Raw genomic sequence first — 19,816 nt, 5'->3', positions numbered from 1 at the left:
ATCTCCCACTTTGATAGAAGTTGGGAGTATTACGGATGGTAGTCATCGGATAAAACTCACTTATACTCTAATCAACATTTCTTACTAAAGTAAATCTTATTAAATATATATTCATGAAGAATAAGATTAATGCTGTTAAATTATCAGTAATGATAATATTTCTATATTCTTGCTATATGGAACTCCCTCTTTAATTTTATTTAAATAAATTTTCGGCATAGGCTCTAATATTATCTGGTATTCCATATGAAAATAAATTTTTTATATCTTGTAATGATTTTATTGAGTAAGTTAAATTAAATCTTAACTTATCACCTTCCAACTTAAAGCTGCTGATTTTAAAGGGCTCAAGAATTTTTCCATCAATATTAATAGAATTATTAGTATTATTAATTGTCATATAATTTAAATTATTCTTTTTTAATCTATTCAACACTAAATTTTTAGGTATGGGAATACGTCCTATCTTAGCACTCTTTAAATTTAATACTAACTTGTCTCCACTTGTAAATGGTACAAATTCTAACATGTATTGTGTTGAGATTTTATTAAATATATAAGAATTGATATATATGCTTATACTATCTGTATTTATATCCGTTTCCATTGCATTAACCTTTATTTTATCTTTTATAGCCCCATATAAAAGATTATTTAAATCTTTTTCAGTTAATGAAAAACCGATATTTAGATTATTATCCTGTCTATCGAATTGTATTGTATCCAGTGATTTGAAAAAATTGTCTTTAGTATTTGAACTGATGTTGCTACTATTCCATGCTATTGATCTTACAGGACTTATCAACGCAATAAGTACCAATATGATAATTATTACAATTATTCCAATTCCAAGACCTGTTAATTTCTTCTTATTTAACATATAACTCTACCCTTCTAATTTATTATTAAATAATATTATTTTAGCATCTACATTCTCAGTTTTCAATTTATAACTCTTTATACCTATTGTACCTATATGTTTATTGGTATATAATAAACATACTTATATCACATTATTATTCCAAGGTAAAATTGTAAGATAATTATTTTTTTGATATAATATTATCAGCATTTCAAAAGTAAAATAACTATGATTTATTTAAATAAACAAAATTATATCTCAAGTTATGAGGGGGAAATATAAAATGGAAAAAATAGCAAGTTTTACAGTTAATCATTTAAAATTAAAGCCAGGGGTATATGTTTCAAGAAAAGATACTATTGGTGAAAATATTATCACTACTTTTGATTTAAGATTTACAACACCTAATCTTGAACCAGTACTAAATACTGCCGAGATTCACGCAATAGAGCATTTAGCTGCTACTTATTTAAGAAATGACAAAGATATTTCAGCAAAGACTATTTATTTTGGACCAATGGGTTGCAGAACAGGTTTTTATTTAATACTTGCCGGAGATTATGAATCAAAGGACATAGTAGATCTATTAATTAATTTATTTAAATTCGTAGCAGATTATGAAGGAGAAATCCCAGGTGCTGCTGCTAGAGACTGTGGAAATTATCTTGATATGAATCTTCCTATGGCTAAATATGTAGCAAAAAAATATCTTAATGAAGTGCTTTTAAAAATTACTGATGAAACTTTAAATTATCCTCAATAAAATATATATATGTTTTTACTGGATAAAAATTAAATATTATAAAACAAAGGCTATAGAGATTAATTAAAATTCCCTATAGCTTTTATTTGCTGCAAATTAGTATAGTAATATGGTCAATACTAAATTAATCTATATTTCACTTTTATCCTTCACACTTCTTGAAGCTATAATATCTATACCTAAACCCAAAATATTTTCAATGATTATATCACCCTTTTTGACAGGTGCATTTATTTCAACCTCCTTAACCGGTTTAACAAGCTCTGTGACAATACTTTTTGAAACAGGTTCTTTACTTCTTACGGGAAGTCTTTTTATATTTCCTCCCTTTATATTTATAGTAGTAGTAAATATTCTCACTGGATTTTCAATTTCTTGAATAGCATAGCTTTTTCCTCTTTCGCATCTATTACCAGTAACCTGAAAACTACCCTCTTTACTTTCTGTAATACTTATCTTACAAGCAGTGGGACAAACTGTACATATTAATTTATTTATCATGACATTACCTCCTTAAAACATATTTAAAAACTTTAATTAGACCTCACATAGAGAGCAGCATTTATTCCTGCTTTTTCCGCCTCTTTAGTTACATTATCCACCAAATCATGTACTTGTACTACATTCCCACAGGCAAAAATTCCTTTTTCACTGGTTTCATTTAAATCATTTATTTTTATTCCACCTTTTGTTCCAATTTCAATACCAGCATTCTTTGCAAGTTCTATTTCCGGTATCAAACCTGCAGACAAAAGCACTGTGTCACATTCATATTTTTTCTCTGTTTCCAGTATTGAAATGCCATTTTCATCTACCTCACATACACTAACTGCTTCCACTCTTTCTTTGCCATATATGTTTGTAATAGTATGCTTTAATAAAAGTGGAATGTTAAAATCAGAAAGACACTGAATAACATTTCTGTAGGAACCTCCTGGTGAATCAGATTTTTCAATTACACCAATAACCTCTGCACCTTCTAATTTCATTCTGCGAGCCATTATAAGCCCTATATCTCCAGCTCCCAAAATAATTACCTTTTTACCAACCATATACCCATCTATATTAATAAGTTTTTGAGCTGTTCCTGCCGTAAATACACCTGAAGGTCGCTTTCCAAAAATTCCTATAGAATCTCTAACTCTTTCCATGCAGCCTGTGGCTAAAATTATTGCTTTGGCTTTAATTTTTATAAAACCGTCTTTTTCACTGCTGGCAGTTATATTCTTTTCCTTGTCAATACTTAATACCATAGCATCTAGCTTGTACTCTATTCCTAGTTCATTGACCTTACTGATAAATATTTCTGCATATTCAGGACCTGTAAGCTCCTCTTTAAATATATGGATACCAAATCCGCTGTGTACACATTGTCTAAGTACTCCACCTAATTCCTGTTCTCTTTCAATAATAAGCACACTATCAATTCCATTATTTTTAGCTTCCACAGCTGAGGCAAGTCCTGCAGGGCCACCACCTATAATTACAATATCATAATTCTTCAAGATATACCCACTCCCTTAATCTTTAAATTCCATCTATAAGACATATGAAAATAAATAGTAAGTCAAACTAGTTATCTATTTGAATATGCCTAAATAGAGACTTCAAAATAAAAGTTCTCACTAAATTAGACTGTCATTCAATAAGATATATGAACCTTTATTGTCATATTCAATTTCACTCATACTTTTTCCAAGTTCTCTAGACAAAATCTCAAGAATCTTAGGTTCACAAAAACTTCCTTGACATTCACCCATAAGAGCTTTTGTTCGATTTTTTACACCCTTAACTGTAGTTGCTCCACAATTTCTATGTATAGCGTCTACTATTTCACCTTCTGTAATCATCTCACAACGGCATATTACTCGTCCATATTTGGGGTCTTTTTTGATAATCTCTTCTTTTTCATTGTCATTAAGCTCTTTAAATCTATAAATTTTTCTTCTTTTAGGGTTAAAATCTGTTTTTTGTGTTATGGCTTCATAATCTCTTTCAAACACATGTTTAACCATGTCTGCTATCATTTCTGCAATAGCTGGAGCACAGGTTATACCCTGGTCTACACTGGCTGCATTTATAAATCCCTTAACTTCCTCTGATTCCCCTAAAATAACTCTTCCACTTTCTTCTTTTCCATTTAATCCAGAAAAGCATCTGATAATTTTGTCAAAGGGTATTTTATCACTTAATCTAGACATCTTTTTCTTTAAGATTTCAATTTTATCTGCAGAAGTTTCAAAAGATTCCTTACCAGCTGCTGATTCAAACACCGGCCCCATCATAATATTTCCTCCTACAGTAGGCAAAATATTAAGTCCTCTGTCCCCTTCTTTTGGACACCTATTTACAAGATGTTTAAACATAGGTCCAATATTCTCATTAAATACAATAAATTGTGCTTTCTTAGGAACAATATTAAACTTAGAATTCTCTGCCAAAGAATTGTTTATCTTATCTGCATAAAGTCCAGCACAGTTTATTATACACTTTGCCTCTATAATATTATTTTTTGCAATTACTTTGAACCCTTTATGTAACTTTTCTATATCCTCTACTTCACTATTGAGAAATAATTCAGCTCCGTTGTCCATAGCGTTTTCAACTAAGGCAACTACCATTTGAAAAGGCCACAGGCAGCCACAATTTGGAGAATAAAATCCAAACTCAAACTTCGAATCTATATTTGGTTCCAGTTCAGCAATTTCCTCTCTATTTACTATACGTACTCCTTGAGCATTACTTTTAACAGCTTTAGCATACATATTTTCTATCTTTTCCCTATCCTCTTCATCAAAACCTACTGTAAGGGAACCCATTCTCTTAAAGGGAACCTCTAGTTCCTCACATATTTCATCATATATTTCATTTCCCCTTATAAGCAATTTTTGATTTAGGCTTCCCACAGGCTGACGAAACGGCTCATAAATATTACAACAATTTGAACCTGTTGTTCCATTAGATACATCGCTATTTTTCTCCACAATTGCAATGGATACATTGTACTTTGAAAGTTCTCTAGCTATAGAAGCACCCACAATACCAGCACCTATAACTGCTACATCATACATATTCTCACCCTTTCCTTCAAATTTTTTAATTATTTAAGCCCTTTCAATAAATAATCAACTAAATATATATATATATGTTATTTAATTGCATTATTTATCTTTAAAAATCTAAGCAAGTTTTTATTTACTTTATTAGTTTTTTCATAAATAAACACTATAATATTTATTGATAATTATACTACTTTTTATTAAAAAATGTCATGAGAATAAAATATAATGAATTCTTAAATCCCACTTTCAGTGATTTTCATTATACTTGATTATTTTAATATTGTGTGAATTTTACTTTTATCAAAACTTAATGCATATCTATAATAGGCATAAATCTTGCAATTTTATCCTTCTAAATATGCATGCATTTTACTTATATCTCAATATGTTTATGTTATTGTGGTGAAAATATTTTAATATTGAAATATTTTTTCTTATTAAATACAAAATACTGTTAATACATATAAATTTTAATTTTTCAAAAGCAATTTGACTTATTTAACCAATAAGTTTACTATAAGAATAGATTTACATATGTAAACTTTATCCGATAACAGCGACACGTCCCTTAATTCATCTAAACTTGCTGGGAGTACAGATTCCCATCAAGTAAGATTCTTTGATAAATTTATTGCTATATAAGTTACAATGAAAATTATACTCTTGATTAACATTTCTAATAGACGATTTTTAAATCGGATAATTACATAGTGGGAGGTATAAGTATGAAAAAATCAGAAATTAAAACTTTAGCTTTATCTATGGGTATGTTGGTATTTCTAAGCGGATGCAGTGTAAAAAAGAATAACATCTCTAATAGTTCCAGTATTCCAAATAACAGTGTTAAAACAAATGGAGGCACTTCTTATAGCAGTAGCTCCTCTGAACAGACTCCAGGTTCTGTAAAAATTAAATATAATCTTAACTACATACGTAAACTAGCTAGTAATCAAGTAGCTGTGTGGATAGAAGATTCTCAGGGCAACTATATTAGATCACTCTATGCCAGTAAATATACCGCCGATGGTGGTTACAAGCAAAGACCAGAAGCTCTTACAGAATGGGTTTCAAAAGCAGGATGGAAAAATGCCACAAAAAATGAGATTGATACTGTTAGTGGAGCAACTCAAAGTCCTGGAAATATTAATCTTACTTGGGACTGCAAAGATGAAAAAGGTGCTGCTGTTAAGCCTGGTAAATACACTTATATTGTGGAAGGTAATATTTACTGGGGAAGCCGTGTACTTTATAAAGGTGACATAGATATAGGAAATTCTGCAAATGCTTCTAATGCTAAAGCTAATTATATAAACAAAGATTCCCAAAACAATGATACTCTTATAAAAAATGTTTCTGCAGAATTTACTCCAAAAAAATAATTTAAAAACGTATTCTTTATTCCTTTAATTGCAAGCGCTATCAAGCTTAATTTTTAATTCACAAGCCTGATAATATTATATTGTATTTAATCTAATGTGATATCCATCTCCAAACCTCTATAGGAACAAAATGGATATCACGTTAATGTATATGTAAAGCTATTTTATTACAATATGTACATTATAAATTAGGTTGTTAACCCAACTATAAGCCACACTAATACAAAACTTATTAATATAGTCATATTTGATAATATTCCTATAAATTTTTGGTCGTAATTAAATTCTATTGAAAAAGGTATGATTGCTGAAGCTGTTGGCAAAATAAATCCAATAAGTAGAGTATATTTAGACATCTTATCAAAAGGTGAAAGTATAAAAAATAATATTCCAACTGTAAAACCTATGATGTATCTTAAAGCCAACACTGAGGCAATATCTTTAAATTGTCGTAAATCAAATTTAAAGCTTAAATATATTCCCAAAAGTAATAATGACATTGGCATATTGGCTTTAGATATGGCGCTGGAAAAATCGATAGCCATCTTTGGCAAATGTAACCCTAGGATATTTATAACTACTGCAATGATATATGTAACTAACGGTATTGATTTAAACACTTTGCCTGCTGTCTCTTTAATATCCAGTTTCCCAGCTTCATCTGAAAAATAACTTGCAATAATATAACATAATCCAAATATTATAAAAGAATTTCCCAAATCAAACATACCAAAATATTTTACACCTTCATGTCCCCAAATTGCCTGAACCAACGGGTAAGCAAAAAGTCCTATATTAAAAGCAGGTAGCAGCATAAGAAGAACTCCTTTTATTCTTCTCTTTTTTTTCCTAAATACATATAAACCAATTCCCGTCATAGAAAATCCATATAACATATTTATAAAGGTTAACTTAACAAGAGAAGGTTCAACTTTTAAAGTGCTAAAAGTATTTATAATAAGACAGGGCAGTGTAACATTAATTACAATTCTTGCAAGTCCTTCACCGTCTTCCTCCTTAACTATATTTAATCTTTTACAAAGGTAGCCCAATACTATAATAAGCATTGAAATTAAAAATTGACTATTGATACTATTCATAAAAATCCCCCTAAATGTAAAACTTCATGAGATGTAAAAATGATTTAAAATTGTTTTTTGTAAGCATTTTCATATGTTACACAATTTAAATCCTATCATATAGAACAGTATAATAAAACTCTGGTAATAAATCAAAAATTATTTACAAAAAATTTAATTATTTTTACGTAACCTAATCCATAAACCGAGTTCTAAGTATCGGTATTTTCGATACTTAGAACTCTTTATCCAGGGACATAGCCACTCATTACTCCAACTATTAAGATGTTTGTTAAATCAGATAATCATACTGTAAATTATAGCTTATATAAAACCGCAAAAATTGATAATATTTTAACAAAATTACTTCTATTTGACATTTGAAACAATAGTGCTATGATAAATTTATAAACTATTAAAACTTAAATGGGGTGGTTTTATTATGGTATTAAAAGAAAATAAAAATATTGAAAATGCAGTTGACAGCGCTTACAAACTATATATAGATGGTAAATGGATTGACAGTACTGAAAACAATACAATAAAGAGTTATAACCCTGCAAACGGTAAATTTTTAGCTGAATTCGTGGATGCAACTAATGATGATGTAGATAAAGCTGTAAATGCAGCTTGGAAAGCTTTTCATGAATGGAAAACAGTAGGCCGTGAGGAAAGAAGTAAACTTCTTCTAAAAATTGCTGATTTAATTGAAGAAAATGCAGAACATCTGGCTTTAGTAGAAACCCTGGATAACGGTAAACCATTGAGAGAAACTCTTAATGTTGATGTGCCAGCCAGTGCAGATCATTTTAGATATTTTGCAGCAGCCATAAGAACTGAGGAAGGAACTGCTCAGGACATTGATAAGAATACATTGAGTATTGTTTTAAAGGAGCCTATTGGTGTCGTTGGTCAGGTTATTCCATGGAATTTTCCAATACTTATGGCAGCCTGGAAAATCGCCCCTGCACTAGCAGCTGGTGATACTATAGTCATACATCCTTCTTCTTCTACTTCTTTAAGTCTTTTAGAACTTGTAAAACTTATTGGCAATATACTCCCAGCAGGTGTATTGAATTTGATTACTGGAAAGGGTTCTAAATCCGGTGATTATATGCTTAAACACCAGGGTTTCAGCAAACTTGCCTTTACAGGCTCTACAGAAATAGGTTATGAAGTGGCAAAAGAAGCTGCAAATAAACTTATACCAGCTACTCTTGAACTTGGCGGTAAGTCTGCAAATATATTCTTTGATGATGCTCCTTTTGAAAAAGCCATTGAAGGTGCACAGTTAGGAATACTTTTTAATCAAGGTCAGGTTTGCTGTGCAGGTTCTAGATTATTTGTTCAGGAAGGCATATATGATAAATTTCTTTCTGCTTTAAAAGAAGCCTTTGAGAAAGTAAAAGTAGGTCTGCCATGGGACAGTGAAACTCAAATGGGTGCACAAGTAAATCATGGACAGTTAGAAAAAATATTAAACTATGTAGAAATAGGTAAAGAAGAAGGTGCAACCCTTATAACTGGAGGCTATAAGATTAATGAAGGTGAACTAGGTTCTGGTGAATTCATTAAACCAACACTTATTGCAGATGCTAAAAATGACATGAGAATAGCTCAGGAGGAAATCTTCGGACCTGTAGCTACAGTAATAAAATTTAAAGACGAAGAAGAAGTTATTAAACTGGCAAATGACTCTGAATATGGTCTTGGAGGAGCAGTATGGACAACAAATATAAATAAAGCTTTAAGAGTTGCTAAAGCAGTGGAAACAGGTAGAATGTGGGTTAATACTTACAATCAGTTACCTGCAGGTGCTCCTTTCGGTGGTTATAAGAAGTCCGGAATAGGAAGAGAAACCTATAAATCCATTCTCGATGCCTACACTCAGACCAAAAATATATTTATAAATATTTCAGATGATAAACTTGGTTTATATTAAATATTAGTACTTTAACCATGTATAAAAAATAGAGTTTCTCATAAGAATAGCTGAAAATTTGATTTTCAGCTATTTTTTAATATAAGACATCATACTTTCACTTGCCATCTACTTTCACATACCTTAAATAAACATAACAAGTATATACATTTTATTATTGAAAATATTATTCAGCCCATAAATAATATTATTTTTTTGTTAATAATTATTATTTAACAATCAGTAAGCACTATAAAAATTTGATTATTTACTTTAGAGCCCTAAAATTCACTATATTTTGTGATTCTTTTATCAGATTTAATTGTTTATAAACAGAATTCTTTGTTTCAGGTGGAGTTTTTTTCTCCACCTGAAACTTAGAAGTCATTATCCAGGGGCGTAGCAACCGTTATCTGCCACTTTGATAGAAAAGCAGAGAACCAAAATCTTCGATTTTGTGTGAATCGCTTTCACAGAGTGCGATGGGAGTATTACGGATGGTAGTCATCGGATAAAATAAAAAACTTAGATAAAAGAAAAAGATTTTAATACATATATACCTATAAAAATTGTAAACATAGAAAAAAAAGTTGATAAAATAACCACGTCTCCTGTAAGTCTATAATCTGAGTTCATTTCCCTAGCCATAATATAGGAAGAAACTGCAGTAGGTGCGGAAAATAATATAAATAATGATGCCAATTCATTTCCTCTAAAACCCATTAAAATTGAAATAATAACTAATAGGCAAGGTAAAATCACAAGTCTTCCAAGGGTAGCAATTAATGAATACCTTAAGTTTTTTACTACACTCTTAAATTTCAACTGTGCTCCCAAGGTAATAAGTGCTAAGGGTGTACCCAATGATGCAACCTCCGATACAGATTTATCTATAAACATTGGTAACTTTAAAGAACAAGCTTTCATTAAAATAGCTATAACTGAAGCAATTATAAGCGGATTCTTTATTATACCCATTATAGTAAATTTAATCTTTTCTTTTATATTTATGTCACCATTTTCATCAAAAACAGCTAAAATTACAACAGCTAAAAAATTATATGTAGGGATAGCCACTGGCAATAAAAGTGCTACATATTCTAGATTAGATTTTCCAAGCATATTTATTCCAATAGGAATTCCAAGCAATACAAAATTACTTCTATAGATTGTATGTATCATAGCCGAAGCTCTCTTTTTATCCTTTATGAATATTGGAATCATTATACACAATACCACTACAGAAATGACTATACTTAAAAAGGCAAAAATCAATAGTTTACTATTAAAGGATTTACCTACCTGCGCAGAGTATATTTCATAAAAAAGAAGTGTAGATAAACCCACTTTAAAATTAAATTTTACAGCTGTATTTATAAATTTCTCATCAATAAGTCCTATTTCTTTTGAAAAATACCCAACTGCCATAACTAAAAATATTGGTATTATTGTATTAAAGCTAAAAATTAAATTATCCAAAATTATTCCTCCAGATAGACATATATTAATTATATTTAATATAGTATTTACCAATATTATACTGCTTTTTTCATAAATAGTACACATATCCTATTTTTATCCGATAACTAGTAGCTGTAACACTTCACCTCCTAAAGGTGGAGATAACAGCCACACGTTCCCGTATAATTCATCTAAACTTAGTGGGAATACAAACTCCCACTAAGTAAGATTCATTGATACCATTACTTACTAAATAAAAAATGCAGACAATAAATGTCTACATTTTTATTTAAAACTTTAAATAATTTCAGCTTTTTAACAAGTTCCTAGATCTTCTTTTTTTACAATATCATTTTCCAATATATTTTCTTCATCAACTTTATTCAAAACTTCATCCTTAGTTATCTGTTTTGAAAGTTTTGTGTTAATTATAGCCGCAGCTACTAATATAAACGCTATACCTCCATAAATTCCAATTGAACTAAGTATTGATGGCAACAATTGCGATAGAATCAATTGTTGTTTAACAGTAGCAGCACTATATCCTTGAGTCAAATAGTGAGCTAATGTGATATTATACACCACAATATTTTCCACTAACAGTCCAACTCCAATAAGAGCTACAAAAACAGCAGCAACATACAAAATAATAGAACTAACTACTTTTTTTGATTTTTCAACTTTGTTTTTTTTCTCAAGTTTCATAATAATTCTCTCCATCCTGCCAAAAGGCAATTATTAGTTAGATAAGTCCATTTTTTATAAATCGCCTTAATTATAACATAGGATTACAAATAATAGTAAGAAGTCACAAAAAATTTATATTATATTTTTAATATGATTATATTTTATATTCAATTACATATTTTGCAATTAAATATAAAATATAAAAGCATTCAACCTATACCACGATTGAATGCTGCCGCTGTACTTAATTATCATAATAAATTTAATTATATTATTTAACTCTTCATTTTCATAATTTAACTAATTATTGTAATATTTATTGTTTCAACTGCTATAAACTTAATTCTCAGCAGATTCACAAATATTAATTTTAGAATGACTTTGACATTGAGTTAAGTCTTCATCAGGAACATTACTCAATCCAATTAGTTTATCAAGACATTCTGTATCGAATCCTGCTATAAGCTTATCATCAATTTTCATAAGTGGTCGTGTAATTAACAATGGATCACTGCACAAAAGTTCCAATGCTTCTTTAGATGGCAAAGCCCCCGGTATTACAGTTCCTGCTTTAACTGCAGTGGCATTTTTATTATACCATTCTTTAATATCAAGTCCTTTTAGATAAGCATAAAGTCTATCAGTGGTCCATTTTTCAGCTAAAATAGAACGTTCCTCTACAACATGTCCTGATGATGTAAGTAAAGCCTTCTGTCGTAATCCTCCCTTGCAGCCTGGTTTAGTATAGAAAATAATATGTGACATGTAATTTCCCTCCCTCTTACAATTTAATCATATAGGTAATATATCCAAATATTTATATTTACATAATATTAATTATTATATAATATTAATTATATATATTTTATCATATTATCATTATTTTTCAATAGCATTTTCCAATCTTTCTCTCTTTTCTAATAATTCTATAAACTAGCTGGGGCACAAGTTTCTACTAATTAATCTATATTAGTACTCTTTATTATAATAGAATAGCCAAGCAGTAAGTCATTTAAAAATACGTATTACTCCTTCATCATTCATTTTCTTTAATATAGTTACTAAAATTGGCAAAAGGAATAATCCAATGAACCCTAAAAGCTGTGCACCAACAAACATGCATATTAATGTAACAATTGGATGAAGTCCTATTTGATTACCCACTATTTTAGGTTCTAATACCTGTCTAATTATCAGAATAAGTAAATAAAGACTAACTAAACCAATGGCTAAACCTATATTACCTGTAATAATAGATATAATTGCCCAAGGCAGTAGTATTCCTCCTGTACCTAAAATTGGCAGTATATCAATTATTGCAATTAGTGCCGCAATTAATATGGAATTTGATATTTTTAATATAGATAAGCCTATAGACAATTCTATAAATGTAATTGTAATTAAAATAGCATAGGCCCTTATAAATTTGAAAATTGTATCAATACCATTTTTTTTGATATTTATTATAATATTCTGATTTTTTTCTAAAAACTGTCTTAATATGAATCTAGTTATCTTGTAATAATCAATGGTAAAAAAGAAGGATGAAACAATAGTAAATAAAAATTTTATAAAAAAAGATGGTATCCTCCCTGCAACACTGACAATAGCTTTTACAACAGTTGAAGACATAGATTTAACAAATGATAGAATAGAATCATTCATGCTCTGAAATCCATTAGATAACCAGGTATCCGTTTGTGGAACAGTTTTTCTAAGCCATACTACCCCTTCCTTTAATATTGGCTCTACAGTATTAATATAAAATCCAGGTAAATTATTAAAAATTTCCTTTATAGATGTAAATATTTTTACTCCAAACAAACCAATTAATATAAAAAATATTGAATAAAAAATTATTAAAACAATAATGGAGACCTTATTCCGCTTTATATTACCTTTTTCTGTAATATAATTTATAGCGGGTTTTAAAAGCAAAGAAATAAAAAATCCGATTATAAATGGTATAAATACTGGAATTACATATTTTAATACAGCAAATATAAGTCCAATTATTACAAGTATATAAGTTAGTCTTATGATAAAATTCTTTTGTTTTTGAATATCCATCTTTTGTTACCCCCATTCATACACAAATATTGTGTAAATAAAATGTTTTCCCTTTATTACATTAATTATCTTATATCATATCTTTTAAAAATATCCAATTCAAATCTGTAGATAATTCTTCACTATAACTATATCCGTAATCAAAATCCTTTATCCCCTCTCTATTATCGATATAATTTTCTGTTATATATCTTACCATAAGTCCTCTAGCTCTTTTAGCATTAAAAGAAATGATTTTATATGTTCCATTTCTATATTCTTTAAAAATTATATTGACAATTTTCCCATTAAAATTATTTATATCTACAACTTGTGAATACTCTTTAGAAGATAAATTTATTAAACTCTTATCTTTTTGATTTTTTATTTCTTCATTTAGATACTCTGTAATTTTATCCCTCCAGAAATCATATAAATTATTGCTTTTATTATTTTTTAATTTAATTCCCATCTCTAATCTATAAGGCTGTATAATATCTAATGGTCTAACTACTCCATACAATCCAGATAAAATCCTCAAATGCTGCTGCATAAACTTTAATTCATCACTACTTAAATTTTCTGAATTTATCTGTTTATAAACTTCACCATCATAATAAGCTATAGCTTGTTTTGAATTATCTATATTATGGTCACTTTTCCATTTATGATATCTTACAATATTTAATTCTGACAATTTATCACTTATTCTCATTAAGCTAGAAAGCTCTGTAGGATCATATTTTTTAAGTTCTTTAATTAAAGTATTAGCTTCTTTAATGAATACAGGCTTAGTATACAAATCGGCAGCTATCTTTTTAGATCCATTCATACTTTTAGCTGGTGCAATTATCCATATCATTTTTTTAATTCCTTTCAAATATATTTTGTGTATATTAGTCCATATATAAACAGAATTCTTGGCATCAGGTGGAGTTTTTATTCCATCTGATGCTTACTAACAGAGTTCTTAGTATCGGTTTTTGATACTTAGAAATCGTTGTCCTTTAGGGTAAGTCGTTATCCAGGGACGTAGCCATTCTTTACTCCCACTTGAATAAGATGGGAGTATTAGAGTGGGTAGTCATCGGATAAATTTATTATAATTATACTATAAAACAATAATTATACCATTCCAGAAACGTATATTAACATGAATAAAATATCAATAATTTTCAACTGAATACATGAAAATAAAAAGCACTTAATCTAACATAAAAAAAGATTAAATGCTTTTTTGTTTTATATCAATGTATCTAACCTAACTATTGAGAGTACATAAACAGAGTTCTTGGCATCAGGTGGAGTTTTTGTTTATGACCTCTGATGCTTACTAACAGAGTTCTTAGTATCAGTATTTTTGATACTTAGAAATCGTTGTCCTTTAGGGTAAATCGTTATCCAGGGACGTAGCCACTCTTTACTCCCACTTTGAAGAAAAGCAGAGAACAAAAATCTTCGATTTTCTGTGAATCGCTTTCACAGAGTGCGATGGGAGTATTAGAGTGGGTAGTCATCGGATAAATTTTTATTGCCTCTAACAATGAAGGTATATGCAATGCCTTATCCGTCCCATGTGAACCTCCATGGCCATCTGGCAGAAAATCTGCACCATGCTTTTTAATATTTGGAAAACCAGGTCCAAAAGTAATGCCTTCCGGTAATACCCTGGAATAAGTTCCACCGCCCATAACATAAGGCTCTGCATGTCCTCCACGTAAACTATAATAATTTTATCTCAAAATCCAAATACCGGTGCCATAAAATATGCAAACACTCCTAAAACCACCACATAAGCTATACAAAATTTTAGTGTTGAATTTAATATTTTTCCTTCCTTTCCAGCAAGACCTGTAGCAGCTGTTGCTACGGCTATACTTTGAGGTGATATCATCTTTCCAGCAGTTGCACCACCTGTATTAGCTGCTGCAAGCCAATATGGATTTAGTCCCAAAGATTTTGCCATTTCAACCTGAAGTCCACCAAATAAAACATTAGCTGAAGTATCGCTTCCAGTTACAAAAGTTCCAAGTGCACCAATTAAAGGAGCTATCATTGGATAAAATTTTCCCGTTCCTGACACCAAAACAACAGCTATAGATTTTACCATTCCAGAGTACCCCATAACTTTTGCCAATGCCAATATTGAAACTATAGTGATTGTAGATTTACTCATCTGTCTAATTGTATTTATAAAAACGTTTACTATTTCTTTAAAGCTAGTACCCTGAATTAATCCACCAATAAAGGTTGCTATGATAATTAATGTACCAGGATTTGCAATCCACAGAAATGAGTATGGTTTAGCACTAGCTCCTGTATAAATCTGAGCTGATGTCTGTATGTTTGATAATGCGCCACTTATTGGCTTAAATAAAGAGCTTGTAAAGATAATAAATATAAAAATTAAAATAAACGGAGTCCATGCCAAAAATGCCTGTTTAGGAGATACTTTTTCAACTTCTTTTGCTGAAGAGGATTTATAGAATATTTTAGCCATAGCTATAGTAACTACTAGACAAATAACCGAACCTAGTATTGCTGGTAATTCTGCTCCCAAATATTTAGCTGCTACAACTTCTGGTATTGCAAAAGAAAGTCCTGAAGCTAAAGATATTAAAAATACTCCTTTTATAGACTTCATACTTTTACCTGTAAGCATGACTAAAATTATTGGAACTATAATAATTAATAGTGTTAGCTGTATTCCAACTGCATAGCTTAATGTATTTACATCTATATTAGTTATCTTAGCAAGTGTAGAAACAGGAAGTCCTATGGCTCCAAAAGCTGTAGGTGTTGTATTTGCAATTAGACATATAATTGCCGCAAATATTGGGTCAAATCCAAGTGCTGCCATTATACTGGCAGGTATAGCTACTGATGTTCCAAACCCTGCAATAGCTTCAAGAAATCCACCAAAGCCCCAGGCAAGAATGAGAACTAAAATTCTTTTATCCGTGGTAATGCTAGTCATCATCTTTTTGATTACATCCATACTTTTTGTATAAACAGATAGATTATAAGTAAACACAGCAGCAATTATTACAAGCATTATAGGCCATATTGCCATTGCAGCTCCTTCTAAAGATGCAGTTATTGATTGTGCTAAAGGCATTTTCCAGACAATGACTGCTAAAATTATAGTTATAAGTAATGTAACCGGACAGGTTTTGTGTCCTGGCATTTTTAATACTACTAAGGAAATCATTAACCATACAATTGGAATCAGAGCAATAAAAGATATTACGTAAATATTCATAAATTTCTCCCCCTATTTATTATGCTGCAGAATGCTGCAGCCAATAATATGATTAATATATTTTATCCTATAACTTCTTCAACGCCATAAAAAAAGCGACTATGTCGCTTTTTATTTAGCCTTAGATTTCCACAGGCAGAACATATACCCATAAATATCCTCATTACAGGAAAATATATTTTATCCTTTTTCTTTACTATTCTTATAATTTACATAAAGAATATGATAAACAGAGTTCTTAGTATCGGTATTTTCGATACTTAGAAATCGTTATCCAGAGACGTAGCAGACCTTATCTCCCACTTTCACATAGTGCGATGGGAGGATTACGGATGGTAGTCATCGGATAAATTATTTAAAACGTTTTCATTTTATAAAAATTATACTTTTGCAAAAAATAAAAATAATAGCTAAGGAAAAAATGTTACATAACTATTTATGCATCCCCTTTTTTAAATTATTACCAAAATATTACTTGTTACTTTTATATTATCATTATATTCTAACGATTTCAATAATAGTTATTTTTTTAGCAAAATAATTTATAGCTGTAAAATACTCTAAATTATTTTATCCATTACTTTTATAAAAATTAAAATTTCATTTTAATTTGCCTACTATTATGAAAGTATACAAAATATTGTTAAATAATTATTTAGATTTTATACAAATGTAAAATTTATATTTTCACATAACTGATCTATTAAAATCTAAATTCAGTAAGTAAATCCTTTAACCATTGATATCTCATATTTGCAAATAGAATTATCCTTATCAGGGATTTCCTGAAATACTTACTGAATTAAATTTAAAGAAACACCTTCTATTATCATAAAAATACCAGCCATAAACATTTGCTGTAATCTATTTAAGTATACCAAGAATTCTGTTTATACAAATTAATATTGAACATTTTTCAGGTATAACCCTTTTGCCTGAGCTATTGGACCGTATTCTTCTCTTTTTCTCTTATTTAATATTTTTTCCATATCCACAGACTTAATTTTACCTTTACCTACTTCCAAAAGAGTTCCTACAATAATTCTCACCATATTAAGTAAAAATCCATCTCCATTTACTTCTATTTCTATGATGTTATCTTTTTCTAATATATTTATATAATTTATAATTTTAATGGTAGATTTACTATTAGGTTTTAAATTGGTAAAACTCTTAAAATCATGAGTTCCAATTAAAATTTCTGCTGCATTTCTCATTTCATTTAAATTAAGCTTTTCATCAGTATGATAAACATACTTTCTAGTGAATACATCTCTAAATTTATTATTATTTATTCTATATACATAAGTTTTTGATTTAGCATTATATCTGGCATGAAATCTTTCTTCAGTATCTTCAATAGACTTTACTATTATATCTTCAGGTAAAAATTCATATAAATAATCTAACATAGTGTTTGTAGTAAGCTCACAATTAGTATGAAAATTTGCTATATAATTTTCAGCATGAACTCCTGCATCAGTTCTTCCGCAGCCTATTACTTGAATATCTTCACCAGTCATTTTTGATAATACATTTTCTATTTTATATTGTATAGTTGATTCACCATATTTTTGTTTCTGCCAGCCCTTATATCTGCTCCCGTCATACTGAATTGTCATTTTTAAATTTCTCATATAGTACCACCTTTGATCTATTTTCTTATCCATTGTTTAAATTTCTCCAAGGATAACTTAATTATATAATTTATATCAATATAAAGCTATTTTATTTACAACCTCATTTATACTTCAGCAATGCAAAATTCTCAATATTAATTTCATTTTTAAAGATTAGGATATTTAAATATTATGGTGTATTTAATTAGCTATTACAACACAATTACGGCCATTGGCTTTTGCTTGATAAAGAGCTTTATCACTTAGTTTACAAAGCATAGCAATATCTGTTTTTTCATCTGGGATCATAGAAATTATTCCTATACTTACTGTGTATTTTATTGTAACACATTCATTAATTGAACTTTCTTCAATGGCCTTTCTTATTCTCTCTGCAATGTTATAGGAATCATTTTTATCAGAACCAGGAAGTAAAATCGCAAATTCATCGCCACCATATCTCCCAAATAAATCATATTCTCTTAACTGTTTCTTTGTTTTATCAGCAAAATCTCTCAAAGTAATATCCCCAACATTATGTCCATATGTGTCATTAACAGTTTTAAAATTATCAATATCTATAAGTAAAAATGAAATAGGTTCTTTTTTCCTAACAAAATAAGCTATGCTTCTCTTTGCTCCAGTAATAAAAGTTCTACGATTAAGAATACCTGTCAATTCATCGGTACTTGCCAGTTTAATAAGTTCCAGATCTATTTGCTCCTTTGATAGAATAACAAAACCAGTACTAGTAATTCCCAACATCATTAGCATACTAATAAGAACTAACGGTCCCGTTTGATAAATATCTTTAATAAATAGCGGCATATACCTATAGTAACTCACAGCAATAAAAGCTCTAAAAATCAGAATGGAAATTACAAAATAGCATAGAAATCCCATAATTCGCTGAAGTATTGAAGAATCTTTATTTTTTATAAGGCAAAACCCCGGAAAAGCTATTAGTAAAGCTACAAAAATTGAAGCTACACTAATTCTTACATTCTCAACATTGTAGAATACAGTAACACAATTGAAAATAAATATCATAAATATAGTTGAAAAAACATATATTTTTTTAATATTTTTTTTGAAGGCATTTATCACCATCAATATGGCTGCAGCTTCCAACGCTACTCCAATTAAATATATAGAGTTAGCAATGGGAATGGACATAAAATTAGGTATAGCACCTCTTAACGCAACAAGCATCCATGAAATTAGCTGAAAAACTTTTGAGACTACAAAGGTATTTATAGATTTGTCCTTTTTATGTTCAAATCTATATGCAAAAATATACATGATGATAAAAATATTACCTAAGATAATAGGTATTAAAATAGTTTTCATATCAATATTAAAAACCATGCATTTCACCTTCAATAAACAATAAATTTCACTGTATAATTTTATCATTGAATCAGTATTTATACAATTTAAATTTACTTTTAGACCTAATATGCTTACAAAAACTATAACTGATGAGCTCATGCACGCAAACTTTTACAATTATTTATTTACGTTAGGTAGATTCGCTGAACAAAATAAAAAATAAATTATATATAAAAAAATAAGTAGCATACACTTATTAGTAATACTACTTACTACAAAATACGATTTTATCCGATGACTAGCCGCTGTAACACTCCACCTTCTAAAGGTGGAGATAACA

17 protein-coding genes are annotated in these 19,816 nt (G+C 29.3%); 3 read left to right on the top strand and 14 right to left on the bottom strand.

The features are described 5' to 3' along the window. Window positions 1-196 precede the first annotated feature (196 nt). On the bottom strand, window positions 197-880 hold the full coding sequence (locus ABF633_RS18635; protein WP_415525841.1) for a DUF2140 domain-containing protein: 684 nt from the start codon (window positions 878-880) through the stop codon (window positions 197-199). Between the two features lie 265 nt (window positions 881-1,145). On the opposite strand from ABF633_RS18635, the gene ABF633_RS18630 reads away from it, so the two are divergent. After that, window positions 1,146-1,625: an S-ribosylhomocysteine lyase gene (locus tag ABF633_RS18630; RefSeq protein ID WP_415525839.1), complete on the top strand. Its 480-nt coding sequence runs from the start codon at window positions 1,146-1,148 to the stop codon at window positions 1,623-1,625. Between the two features lie 129 nt (window positions 1,626-1,754). Here ABF633_RS18630 and ABF633_RS18625 read toward each other — a convergent pair whose 3' ends face one another. The 3 genes from ABF633_RS18625 to ABF633_RS18615 form a co-directional block, all read right to left on the bottom strand. Then, the gene (locus tag ABF633_RS18625) at window positions 1,755-2,126 is read right to left on the bottom strand and encodes a DUF1667 domain-containing protein (protein ID WP_415525838.1); all 372 of its coding nucleotides are present in this window, start codon (window positions 2,124-2,126) and stop codon (window positions 1,755-1,757) included. A gap of 32 nt (window positions 2,127-2,158) precedes the next feature. Beyond that, the gene (locus ABF633_RS18620; protein ID WP_415525836.1) at window positions 2,159-3,130 is read right to left on the bottom strand and encodes an NAD(P)/FAD-dependent oxidoreductase; all 972 of its coding nucleotides are present in this window, start codon (window positions 3,128-3,130) and stop codon (window positions 2,159-2,161) included. Window positions 3,131-3,250: 120 nt separating this feature from the next. Beyond that, complete coding sequence (locus ABF633_RS18615; RefSeq protein WP_415525834.1) at window positions 3,251-4,696, bottom strand: NAD(P)/FAD-dependent oxidoreductase; 1,446 nt, start codon at window positions 4,694-4,696, stop codon at window positions 3,251-3,253. A gap of 716 nt (window positions 4,697-5,412) precedes the next feature. On the opposite strand from ABF633_RS18615, the gene ABF633_RS18610 reads away from it, so the two are divergent. Beyond that, window positions 5,413-6,066: a DUF2271 domain-containing protein gene (locus ABF633_RS18610; protein ID WP_415525832.1), complete on the top strand. Its 654-nt coding sequence runs from the start codon at window positions 5,413-5,415 to the stop codon at window positions 6,064-6,066. A 188-nt stretch (window positions 6,067-6,254) separates the two neighbouring features. Here the strand turns inward: ABF633_RS18610 and ABF633_RS18605 are convergent, their stop codons facing one another. Further along, complete coding sequence (locus ABF633_RS18605; RefSeq protein ID WP_415525830.1) at window positions 6,255-7,166, bottom strand: AEC family transporter; 912 nt, start codon at window positions 7,164-7,166, stop codon at window positions 6,255-6,257. Between the two features lie 421 nt (window positions 7,167-7,587). Between ABF633_RS18605 and ABF633_RS18600 the strand changes: the two genes are divergently transcribed. Next, entirely contained in the window at window positions 7,588-9,087 is a 1,500-nt protein-coding gene (locus ABF633_RS18600; RefSeq protein ID WP_415525828.1) for an aldehyde dehydrogenase family protein, read from the top strand. Window positions 9,088-9,591: 504 nt separating this feature from the next. Here the strand turns inward: ABF633_RS18600 and ABF633_RS18595 are convergent. From ABF633_RS18595 to ABF633_RS18555, 9 genes are all read right to left on the bottom strand, one after another. Further along, window positions 9,592-10,545, bottom strand: a complete 954-nt coding sequence (locus ABF633_RS18595; RefSeq protein ID WP_415525826.1) for an AEC family transporter — start codon at window positions 10,543-10,545, stop codon at window positions 9,592-9,594. Window positions 10,546-10,842: 297 nt separating this feature from the next. Then, window positions 10,843-11,232 (bottom strand): hypothetical protein, encoded by a 390-nt coding sequence (locus ABF633_RS18590; RefSeq protein ID WP_415525824.1) that lies wholly within the window; start codon window positions 11,230-11,232, stop codon window positions 10,843-10,845. Between the two features lie 321 nt (window positions 11,233-11,553). Then, window positions 11,554-11,979 (bottom strand): nitrogenase-associated protein, encoded by a 426-nt coding sequence (locus ABF633_RS18585; protein ID WP_415525822.1) that lies wholly within the window; start codon window positions 11,977-11,979, stop codon window positions 11,554-11,556. A 243-nt stretch (window positions 11,980-12,222) separates the two neighbouring features. Beyond that, a complete protein-coding gene (gene ytvI, locus ABF633_RS18580; protein ID WP_415525820.1) occupies window positions 12,223-13,284 on the bottom strand; it encodes a sporulation integral membrane protein YtvI in 1,062 nt (353 codons plus the stop codon). Between the two features lie 70 nt (window positions 13,285-13,354). Further along, window positions 13,355-14,125, bottom strand: coding sequence for a peroxide stress protein YaaA (yaaA, locus tag ABF633_RS18575; protein WP_415525818.1), 771 nt, complete (start codon window positions 14,123-14,125; stop codon window positions 13,355-13,357). Window positions 14,126-14,660: 535 nt separating this feature from the next. Beyond that, window positions 14,661-14,954 (bottom strand): hypothetical protein, encoded by a 294-nt coding sequence (locus ABF633_RS18570; RefSeq protein WP_415525816.1) that lies wholly within the window; start codon window positions 14,952-14,954, stop codon window positions 14,661-14,663. A 47-nt stretch (window positions 14,955-15,001) separates the two neighbouring features. Beyond that, window positions 15,002-16,525 carry an L-lactate permease gene (locus ABF633_RS18565; RefSeq protein WP_415525814.1) on the bottom strand — a complete coding sequence of 508 codons (1,524 nt, stop codon included), beginning with the start codon at window positions 16,523-16,525 and terminating at the stop codon, window positions 15,002-15,004. A gap of 899 nt (window positions 16,526-17,424) precedes the next feature. Continuing rightward, the gene (gene truA, locus ABF633_RS18560; protein ID WP_415525812.1) at window positions 17,425-18,162 is read right to left on the bottom strand and encodes a tRNA pseudouridine(38-40) synthase TruA; all 738 of its coding nucleotides are present in this window, start codon (window positions 18,160-18,162) and stop codon (window positions 17,425-17,427) included. Between the two features lie 183 nt (window positions 18,163-18,345). Continuing rightward, window positions 18,346-19,512, bottom strand: a complete 1,167-nt coding sequence (locus ABF633_RS18555; RefSeq protein WP_415525810.1) for a GGDEF domain-containing protein — start codon at window positions 19,510-19,512, stop codon at window positions 18,346-18,348. Between the last annotated feature and the right edge of the window lie 304 nt (window positions 19,513-19,816).

Origin of the sequence: Clostridium sp., assembly GCF_047718555.1 — a bacterium.
GTDB lineage: Bacteria > Bacillota > Clostridia > Clostridiales > Clostridiaceae > Clostridium_I.
The sequence above is the reverse complement of the archived record's forward strand: the minus strand, read 5'-3'. Positions and strand labels throughout refer to the sequence as shown.